The organism is Actinokineospora sp. (assembly GCF_050699995.1).
Lineage (GTDB): Bacteria > Actinomycetota > Actinomycetes > Mycobacteriales > Pseudonocardiaceae > Actinokineospora.
Window position 1 is genome coordinate 26,810 of sequence record NZ_JBOHGC010000269.1, and the last position, 9,266, is coordinate 36,075.

The window sequence follows — 9,266 nt, forward strand, 5'->3', positions numbered from 1 at the left end:
TGGGGTGGAGTTCCTGACGAGCCGCGTGATCATCCATCCGCGTGACCCCGAGCGGTCCATGGCCTTCTACCGGGACGCCCTCGGCCTCGCGATCTTCCGTGAGTTCCCCGGCGGCACGGTGTTCTTCCTCGGCGGCGGCCAGCTGGAGCTCTCGTCGAAGGGGTCCGAACCGGCCTCACCCGACCTCGCGCTGTGGCTGCAGGTGCGCGACGTCGCCGCCGCGGTCGCCGAACTCCGCGAGCGCGGCGTCGAGTTCACTCGCGAGCCACGGCTGGAGCCCTGGGGTCTGCACGAGGCCTGGCTCGCCGACCCGGACGGCATGCGGATCGTGCTGGTGCAGGTCCCGCCCGAGCACCCGATGCGGCGGGACTCCCGGACGCCGTGACCGTGCGCGACGTCATCAACCCGTAAGAACTTCCGCGGCCGTCGTGCGCGATGATTCGGTTTCGACGACGTGGAGGTCTCCCAATGCGCCGCCCTGCGCTGCTGCTCGCCGCTCTTCTCCTGCTGGCCGGGTGCGGCAGCTCGCCGGCGCCCGCCGGTCAGTCCGAACCAGGCACGACCGCTCCGACGACCACCTCCGCGGCCGCGGAGGCGTCGAGCCCGGCCGCCGCGGCCGCGGTGCCGGAGAAGCTCCAGTTCACCGCCATGACCGTCGACGGCAAGGACTTCCGCGGCGACTCGCTCGCCGGCAAACCCGCGGTGCTCTGGTTCTGGGCCCCGTGGTGCCCCAAGTGCCAGCGTGAGGCCGCGGGCCTGGCCGAGGTCGCCAAGCAGCACGAAGGAAAAGTCACCTTCGTCGGTGTCGCCGCGCAGGACCGGCTCGAGGCCATGCGCGAGTTCGTCGAGAAGCGCGGCGTCGCAGGCTTCACCCACCTCGCCGACACCGAGGCCGCCCTGTGGAAGCGCTTCGGCGTGACCTACCAGCCCGCGTACGCCTTCATCTCCGCCGACGGCACGATCGAGACCGAGACCAAGCAGCTCAGCAAAGACGCCCTCGCCGCCAGGGTCGCGGGTCTCGCGGGCTGATGGGCGACCTGGGGCTCGCGCTCGTCGCGGGCATGTTGGCCACGGTCAACCCGTGCGGCTTCGCGATGCTGCCCGGCTACCTGGCGCTCGTCGGCGGTTCGAAGGTCGGCCGGGCGCTGGCCGCCGCCGGGCTGATGACAGTCGGGTTCATCGCGGTCTTCGGAATCTTCGGTCTGCTCAGCGCGCCGTTCGCGTCGACGCTGCAGCAGTACCTGCCGGTGGTTACGGTGGTGATCGGCGCCGCCCTGGTCCTCGCGGGTGTGGTGCTGCTGTCCGGCCGCGACCTGCCGCTGCCGATCCCCAAGCCCAGCCGCGGCGCGCCGAGCACCCGGATCATCTCCATGATCGGCTACGGCGTGGCGTACGCGATCGCGTCCCTGTCCTGCGCGGTCGGGCCGTTCCTGGCGGTGGCGGGTATCGCTCTTCGCGGGGGCAGCGTCGTGCCGTTCGTCGCCTACGGCCTCGGGATGGGCTTGGTCGTCGCGGTGCTCGCGGTGGCGGCGTCGATGACGTCGCTGGTGCGTCGGATGCTCCCGTACGTCAACCGGGTCGGCGGCGTGCTGCTCGTCGTCACCGGCCTCTACGTCGGCTACTACGGGATCTACGAGCTGCGGCTGTTCCACGGCGACGGCGACCCGGCCGATCCGGTGGTCGAAGCGGCCTCGGAAGTGCAGGGTTGGCTGGTCGGAGTCCTCGACGACCTGGGCCCGGTGCCCCTGGTGGCGGCCTTGATCGTGCTCACCGTGGGTGGCGTCCTCGTCGCGCAGCGGCGCCGGAAAGCGCCGGATCAGTCGTGACCTTGGGGCATGGGACGATGTACGCATCCATTGACCATGCGAGGACCTGAGTGGCTACGTTCGCTGACAAGACCTTCACGACACCGGAACTGATCCGGAACTTCTGCATCATCGCGCACATCGACCACGGCAAGTCCACGCTGGCCGACCGCATGCTGCAGATCACCGGCGTCGTCGAGGCCCGGGACATGCGCGCGCAGTACCTCGACCGGATGGACATCGAGCGCGAACGCGGCATCACCATCAAGGCGCAGAACGTGCGCCTGCCGTGGGTCGTCGACGGCACCGAGCATGTCCTGCACATGATCGACACGCCCGGTCACGTCGACTTCACCTACGAGGTCTCGCGCGCGCTCGATGCCTGCGAGGGCGCCGTCCTGCTGGTCGACGCCGCGCAGGGGATCGAGGCACAGACGCTCGCCAACCTCTACATGGCGCTCGACCGCGACCTGACGATCATCCCGGTGCTCAACAAGATCGACCTGCCCGCCGCGGACCCGGACAAGTACGCCGCCGAGATCGCGCACATCATCGGGTGCGAGCCCGAAGACGTGCTGCGCGTCTCGGCGAAGACGGGCTTCGGGGTGGGCGAGCTGCTCGACGAGGTCGTGAAGATGGTGCCCGCGCCGGTCGGCAACGCCGACGCGCCCGCCCGGGCGATGATCTTCGACTCGGTCTACGACACCTACCGCGGCGTGGTCACCTACATCCGCGTGGTCGACGGCAAGATCACCCCGCGCGAGCGGATCAAGATGATGTCCACCGGCGCCACGCACGAACTGCTGGAAGTCGGGATCATCTCCCCGGAGCCCAAGCCCAGCGTGGGCCTCGGCGTCGGCGAGGTCGGCTACCTGATCACCGGTGTGAAGGACGTCCGCCAGTCCCGAGTCGGCGACACGGTGACGTCGGAGCGCAAGGGCGCCACCGAGGCGCTCGCCGGCTACCGCGAGCCGCGGCCGATGGTCTATTCGGGCCTGTACCCGGTGGACGGCTCGGACTACCCGGACCTGCGTGAGGCCCTCGACAAGCTGCAGCTCAACGACGCCGCGCTCACCTACGAGCCGGAGACCTCCGCCGCGCTCGGGTTCGGCTTCCGCTGCGGCTTCCTCGGTCTGCTGCACCTGGAGATCACCCGCGACCGGCTCGAGCGCGAGTTCGGCCTCGACCTGATCTCGACCGCGCCCAACGTGGTCTACCGGGTCGTGCAGGACGACGGCACCGAGCTGACCGTGACGAACCCGTCGGACTGGCCGTCGGGCAAGATCTCCGAGATCTTCGAGCCGATCACCAAGTGCACGATCATCGCGCCCAGCGACTACATCGGCGCGATCATGGAGCTGTGCCAGAGCAAGCGCGGCCAGCTCGGCGGCATGGACTACCTGTCCGAGGACCGCGTCGAGCTGCGCTACACCATGCCGCTCGGCGAGATCATCTTCGACTTCTTCGACAACCTGAAGTCCCGCACCCGTGGCTACGCCTCGCTGGACTACGAGGAGTCCGGCGAGCAGGCCTCCGAGCTGGTCAAGGTCGACATCCTGCTGCAGGGCGAGGGTGTCGACGCGTTCAGCGCGATCGTGCACAAGGACTCGGCCTACGGCTACGGCACCCGGATGGTCACCAAGCTGCGCGAGCTCATCCCGCGTCAGCAGTTCGAGGTGCCCATCCAGGCCGCCATCGGCTCCCGGGTGATCGCCCGCGAGACCATCCGCGCCATCCGCAAGGACGTCCTCGCCAAGTGCTACGGCGGTGACATCAGCCGTAAGCGCAAGCTGCTCGAGAAGCAGAAGGAAGGCAAGAAGCGGATGAAGATGGTGGGCCGGGTCGAGGTCCCCCAGGAAGCCTTTGTCGCCGCACTCTCGACCGACGACACTTCGGCCAAGAAGAAGTAGCGCCTCAGACCTCGTAGTCGAACACGTAGGTGTGGCTGCCGTCCTCGTGGCGGGTGATCACGAATTCGCCCCTCAGCCCGGCGAGTTCGTTGGTCCCCGTCCCGGGGACGACGGTCACCTTCGCCGTCTGCTCGTCGGGGGACGCGGTGGCGGTGTGCTGCAGCACGAAGCTGCCCGCCCGGCCGTTCAGGTCGCCGTGGACCCGCTCGATCGCGACGTATGCCCCGGTGCCCGCCTCCGGGTTCTGCGCGCCGATCATGTGCACCTCGCTGGTGCCTACGAGCGCGCCGGAGAACGTCTTGGTCAGCGTGACGTGGCCCAGGTGGGTTCCGCCGTCGTCGTCGTCGTACGGGTCCTCGGCCTTCCACTCGTCGATCACGAACTCGCCGCTGACATGCTCGGACATGGTTCTCCCCATGGATTGTCGTGCCTCAGGGGCATCATGGCACCCATGACCGACACACGTGATCCGCTCACCCGTCTGCGCGCGCTGTGCTTGCGATGCCGGAGTCCACCGAGCGGGTCAGCCACGGCGAGCCGACCTGGTTCGTTCGCGACAAGAAGACGTTCGTGACCTACGCCGCCCAGCACCACGACGACCGCGTCGCCTTCTGGTGCGCGGCGCCGCCGGGGGTGCAGGAGGAGATGGTCGCCGAGGACCCGCAGCGGTATTTCCGGCCGCCCTACGTGGGTCACCGGGGCTGGCTTGGCGTGTACGTCGACGTCGAGGTCGACTGGAATGAGGTCACGGAGATCGTCGAGGAGGCCTACCGGATGGTCGCCCCGAAACGGCTCGTGGCGGAGCTCGACGCCCGCCCCTGACGGTTACGCACCGTCGCCAGGGTGGTCGGTTCCGATTATGTGCCGTTAGGCCCTAGGACCGCTCGCGGTTAATGCCAGAGTGAACTCGCTCGCGAGCGACTTATCCGCCGCCCGCGCCCCGACTCGCCCGCCCGAGCGAGTCGAACCTCCGCCGGGAAGGGCGACTTGGGGATCTGCCTCTTCACGACGCTCGTTGTGCTGGAGGTATGTCCATCCGCTCGTCCAGACTCGCAGTAATCCCGGTCGCAGCTTTGGCCTTGGTAGTCGGTTATGTCCCCGCCGTGGCGAACCTCGCAGGCAGCCCGTTCGACGCGGGCGACGGCAACCTCGTCCTCAACGACGAAGCCCAGGACTGGGTCAACGCGCCCAACTTCGTTCCCGGCCTCGATCTTGCCACCGGTCAGACGGACAACTCGTTCGGCCAGGGGACCAAAGAGGATACCGAGGTACCCAGCGTCGTCACCGGATCGATCCCGAACAACAAGAGCGACCTGATCCGGCTGTACGTCGCCAACGAGAAGGTCAGCAACAAGGACTTCCTCTACCTGGCGTGGGAGCGCGTGCAGGAGCCCAACGGCACCACCAACATGGACTTCGAGTTCAACCAGGACTCCACCCTCACCGCGAACGGTGTCACCCCGGTCCGCACCGCCGGTGACGTCCTGATCAAATACGACCTGTCGCAGGGCGGTGTGAACCCGAACCTCGGCTACCACCTGTGGGTCACCACCGGCGCGGGCTCGCAGTGTGAGGCCAACAACGCCGTGCCGTGTTGGGGCAAGTTGCAGCCGCTGGCCGGAAACTTCGAAGGCTCGATCAACACGGTCGTGGTGACCGATCCGATCCCGCCGAACGCGCCGCGAAACCTGAGTGCGCGCACCTTCGGTGAGGCCGCGATCAACCTGACCGACTCGGGCATCCTGCCGCCGGGCGTCTGCAAGACCTTCGGCAGCGCGTACCTCAAGAGCCGGGCGTCGGACTCGTTCACCGCCGCGCTGAAGGACTTCATCGCACCGATCCCGGTCAACATCAGCAACTGTGGCTCGATCATCGTCCGCAAGGTGACGATCAACGGTGACAGCACGTTCGGCTACACCACCACCGGCGGCCTGAGCCCGGCCACCTTCAGCCTGTCCAACGGCGGCAGCCGCACCTACACCGACGTGAACGCCGGCCCGTACACCGTCACCGAGGACGCCCCTCCCGCGGGCTGGACGTTTGAGAGCCTGGTCTGCACGGCGAGCGGTGCCGGTACCTCGGTGTCCACTTCCGGGCCGGTCGCCACCATCACGATGGCGGGCGACGGCCTGGTCGACTGCACCTACACCAACAAGACCAAGCTGAGTCCGACGATCGCGACCGTGCTGTCGGCGACCTCGGCTCCGGTCGGCTCGTCGGTGCACGACACGGCGCAGTTGTCCGGCGCGAGCGCCGACGCGGGCGGCACGGCGACCTACACCGTGTACAGCGACGCGGGCTGCTCGCTGAACCCGCAGGACGCCGGGACGAAGACCGTGACCAATGGAATCGTGCCGGACTCCGACTCGATCACGTTCAACACGGCGGGCACCTTCTACTGGCAGGTGACCTACAGCGGCGACGCGAACAACAACCCCGCGATCAGCGTGTGCACCAGCGAGATCGTGGTGATCACGAAGCTCCAGCCGGGGATGACCACCGCGCAGACCCTGCTGCCCAACGACAGCTCCACGCTCACCGGCGCCACGGCGAACGCGGGCGGGTCGATCACCTTCAACCTCTACAGCCCGGCCGACGCGACCTGCGCGGGCACGCCCGCGCTGACGCAGACGGCGCCGGTGGCGGGCAACGGCACGTACTCCACGACCAACACCACGTTCTTCGTCACCGACGTCGGCACGTGGCGATGGCTGGTCACCTACTCCGGTGACGCGAACAACGAGGCGGCGACCTCGGCCTGCGGCGTGGAGAACTTCTCCATCACCAACGGCTGACCGACCGACACTGGCCTTCCCCGGCGCTCAACCCGCGCCGAGGAAGGCCAGTGCCGCGCTGTACTTGGCCCGCAGCCTGCGCTGGGTGTGCTCGTCGAGCTTGGCGAGCCGGTCGGGGGAGGTGTTGTCGGCGATGTCGGCGTACTTGACGGCCAGCGCGATCGGGTTGGCCGCGACCCGGGCCAGGTACACCGCCTGGTCCTCGCCGGGCACCTTGCTGATCGCGACGACGGCCGCGATCACCTCAGGCGGACAACCCCGCGCCTCGAGGTCCGCCGCGGTCACCGGGGTGTCCTCGATGACGTCGTGCAGCACGGCGGTCATCTGCTCGTACTCGCCGTCGACGCTTTTCATCACCCGCAAGGGATGCCCGATGTAGGGTCGGCCGGACTTGTCGACCTGGCCCTCGTGCGCGTCGCGGGCGATCCGGATGGCGTCATCGACGGTGAACATGCCGAAAATCTAGCCGCCCTCGCCGGAACCGCACGTCGATCACGAACGTCCCTGGAGACAACACCGCCTGAGGAGGCCGACGTGGGTGAGCCCTGGGGACTGACGGGTCCGGAGTTCATGCAGCTTTACTGGATCGCCGTGGCGGTCGCGGTCGTCGCGGTCATCGTGGCCAAGGTCCGTTCCCGGTCGGTGGCGCAGCCCCAGCCGGGCGACCGGGGTGATCTGACGCCGTACGACCTCGCCCTGCTGGCCGCGGGCCCGACCCGGGTCGAGCACACCGCGCTGGCGGGCCTGCTCTCCGGCGGTGCGGTCCGGGTCAGCCGCAGCGGCGTCGTCACCCGGGCCGTCGGTGGTCCCGGCCCAGCCGATCCGGTGCAGGACTACGTCTACGCGCGGTACCGCACGGCGGGCAAGCTGCGTCCGCTCGGCTTCGCGAACAGCCCGCTGGGCAGGCAGATGATCGACTCCCTGGCCCAGCGCGGCTTCATCACGTCCATGCACCGCGCGGCCCGGCTGCGGCGGGTGCACTGGCTGTTCCTCGTCATCATCGGAGTCGGCATCGCCAGGTTGGTCAACGGGCTCCAGCTGGACCGCCCGGTCGAGGACCTCACGGTCGCGCTGTTCGTCACCCTCGGGATCTGGATCGTCTGCCGGATCATTCTCGGCCGGGCCAAGAGCCGGATTGCTCCGCGCGGGCGCGAAGCGCTGAACTACCACCGCACGCAGTCGCCGCGGATGGCCGCGACCGGTGCGATGGTCGGGTTCGCCGTCCTGGGGCCGATCGCGCTCTACGGTCTGACCGCGTTCCCCGACGAGGAGCTCAGCGAGATCCTCGCGATGAACACCGCCTCGGCCACCAATTCGGGTGACAGCGGCGGCGGGTGCGGCAGTGGCTGCGGGAGCAGTTCCAGCAGCTCCAGCAGCTCCAGCAGCTCGGACAGCTCGAGCGGCGGCAGCAGCTGTTCCAGCGGGAGCAGCTGTGGCGGAGGCGGCGGCTGCGGCGGCTGATCGGCGGCTAGTGTCGGAGAGGTGTTCGCTGACCTCGACGTGCCGGTGATCGTCGCCCCCATGGCCGGTGGGCCCAGCACGCCCGCGCTCGTCGCGGGCGCGGTCGAGGCGGGCGCGTTCGCCTTCCTCGCCGCGGGCTACCTCAGTCCCGAAGCCCTGCGCGAGCAGATCGTGGCTACCCGCGCCCTGACCGCGAAACCTTTCGGTGTCAACGTGTTCGTGCCCGGAGCGGCCTCCACGGCGGATTTGGCGGCCTACCGGGATCTAGTGTCCGGGGAGGGCAGGCGACTCGGCGTCGAGCCGGGCGAGCCGACCTGGGACGACGACCACTACCCGGCGAAGATCGACCTCCTCGTCGAACTTCGGGTCCCGTGCGTGTCGTTCACCTTCGGGCTCCCCAGCGCCGAGGACATCGCGCGGCTGCACGTCGTCGGCACCACGGTGGTGGCAACGGTCACCACGCCCGCCGAAGCGCGGGCGGCTGTCGGCGTGGATGCCTTGTGCGTGCAGGGATCGGCGGCAGGCGCGCACCGCGGCTCGTTCACCGCGGACGCCCCCGCCTACGACCTGCTGCCGCTGCTGCGGCTCATCGCGTCCCAGACGGACCTGCCGCTGATCGCCACCGGCGGGCTCATGCACGGCGCCGACATCGCCGCCGTGCTCGCCTCGGGCGCGGTCGCGGCCCAGTTGGGCACGGCGTTCCTGCGGTGTCCGGAGGCCGGAACGCAGCCCGCGCACCGGGAAGCGCTCGCGGCGGGGGAGCGGGAGACCGTCGTCACCCGCGCGTTCAGCGGCAGGCCCGCGCGCGGCATGGCCAACCGGTTCATCGCCGACTACGGCCCACACGTGCCCGCCGCCTACCCTGAGATCCACCACGTGACCCGGCCGATCCGCGCCGCCGCCGCGAAGGTCCGCGACCCGGAGGCGATGGCCCTGTGGGCGGGCCAGGGCTACCCGCTCGCACGGGAGGCGCCGGTCGCCGAGGTGATCAGCACCCTGGCGCAAGAGCTGTCGGCCGCGGTCACTCGATTGGCGCAGAGAGTCGCGAAATAGCCGGGTAACAGTGCTGAATCTGCTGTGGACTGTTGTGCGGTTGGCCACAGAGAGGTCTACGGCGGACACGGTTAGCCTCGACCAGTCATCCGATGTGATTCAAACTGATCTGTGCATGGAGGAAGTGCCTGTCCTGGCTCGAAAATCATCCGGCGAGTGGGCAGGCGACAGCACCCGGCGAGCGGAGCGGAGCCGGGTTCTCCTGTGTGATCTGGTTAAGCAGCAGAGTGTTCTGGCCGTGG

The 9,266-nt window shown here is 68.9% G+C and carries 9 protein-coding genes and 1 pseudogene; 8 read left to right on the forward strand and 2 right to left on the reverse strand.

Annotation, left to right across the window (positions count from 1 at the left end):
• Positions 1–4: 4 nt before the first annotated feature.
• The 4 genes from ACRDSQ_RS13880 to lepA all read left to right on the forward strand — a co-directional run bounded on the left by ACRDSQ_RS13880 (position 5) and on the right by lepA (position 3,715).
• Positions 5–385 carry a VOC family protein gene (locus ACRDSQ_RS13880; protein ID WP_431421463.1) on the forward strand — a complete coding sequence of 127 codons (381 nt, stop codon included), beginning with the start codon at positions 5–7 and terminating at the stop codon, positions 383–385.
• A gap of 83 nt (positions 386–468) precedes the next feature.
• Positions 469–1,029 carry a redoxin domain-containing protein gene (locus ACRDSQ_RS13885; protein ID WP_431421464.1) on the forward strand — a complete coding sequence of 187 codons (561 nt, stop codon included), beginning with the start codon at positions 469–471 and terminating at the stop codon, positions 1,027–1,029.
• Positions 1,029–1,826: a cytochrome c biogenesis CcdA family protein gene (locus ACRDSQ_RS13890; RefSeq protein WP_431421466.1), complete on the forward strand. Its 798-nt coding sequence runs from the start codon at positions 1,029–1,031 to the stop codon at positions 1,824–1,826. The genes ACRDSQ_RS13885 and ACRDSQ_RS13890 overlap by 1 nt, the downstream gene beginning before the upstream one ends.
• A gap of 50 nt (positions 1,827–1,876) precedes the next feature.
• A complete protein-coding gene (lepA, locus tag ACRDSQ_RS13895) occupies positions 1,877–3,715 on the forward strand; it encodes a translation elongation factor 4 (RefSeq protein ID WP_431421467.1) in 1,839 nt (612 codons plus the stop codon).
• A 4-nt stretch (positions 3,716–3,719) separates the two neighbouring features.
• Here the strand turns inward: lepA and ACRDSQ_RS13900 are convergent, their stop codons facing one another.
• The gene (locus ACRDSQ_RS13900) at positions 3,720–4,121 is read right to left on the reverse strand and encodes a DUF3224 domain-containing protein (protein ID WP_431421469.1); all 402 of its coding nucleotides are present in this window, start codon (positions 4,119–4,121) and stop codon (positions 3,720–3,722) included.
• Between the two features lie 45 nt (positions 4,122–4,166).
• Between ACRDSQ_RS13900 and ACRDSQ_RS13905 the strand changes: the two are divergent.
• Positions 4,167–4,537: pseudogene (locus tag ACRDSQ_RS13905) on the forward strand (MmcQ/YjbR family DNA-binding protein).
• Between the two features lie 281 nt (positions 4,538–4,818).
• Positions 4,819–6,510 (forward strand): prealbumin-like fold domain-containing protein, encoded by a 1,692-nt coding sequence (locus ACRDSQ_RS13910; protein ID WP_431421470.1) that lies wholly within the window; start codon positions 4,819–4,821, stop codon positions 6,508–6,510.
• 27 nt (positions 6,511–6,537) lie between these two features.
• Here the strand turns inward: ACRDSQ_RS13910 and ACRDSQ_RS13915 are convergent, their stop codons facing one another.
• Complete coding sequence (locus ACRDSQ_RS13915; RefSeq protein ID WP_431421471.1) at positions 6,538–6,963, reverse strand: HD domain-containing protein; 426 nt, start codon at positions 6,961–6,963, stop codon at positions 6,538–6,540.
• 81 nt (positions 6,964–7,044) lie between these two features.
• On the opposite strand from ACRDSQ_RS13915, the gene ACRDSQ_RS13920 reads away from it, so the two are divergent.
• Positions 7,045–7,971, forward strand: coding sequence for a TIGR04222 domain-containing membrane protein (locus ACRDSQ_RS13920; protein ID WP_431421473.1), 927 nt, complete (start codon positions 7,045–7,047; stop codon positions 7,969–7,971).
• Between the two features lie 21 nt (positions 7,972–7,992).
• Positions 7,993–9,024 (forward strand): NAD(P)H-dependent flavin oxidoreductase, encoded by a 1,032-nt coding sequence (locus ACRDSQ_RS13925; RefSeq protein ID WP_431421474.1) that lies wholly within the window; start codon positions 7,993–7,995, stop codon positions 9,022–9,024.
• Positions 9,025–9,266 lie beyond the last annotated feature (242 nt).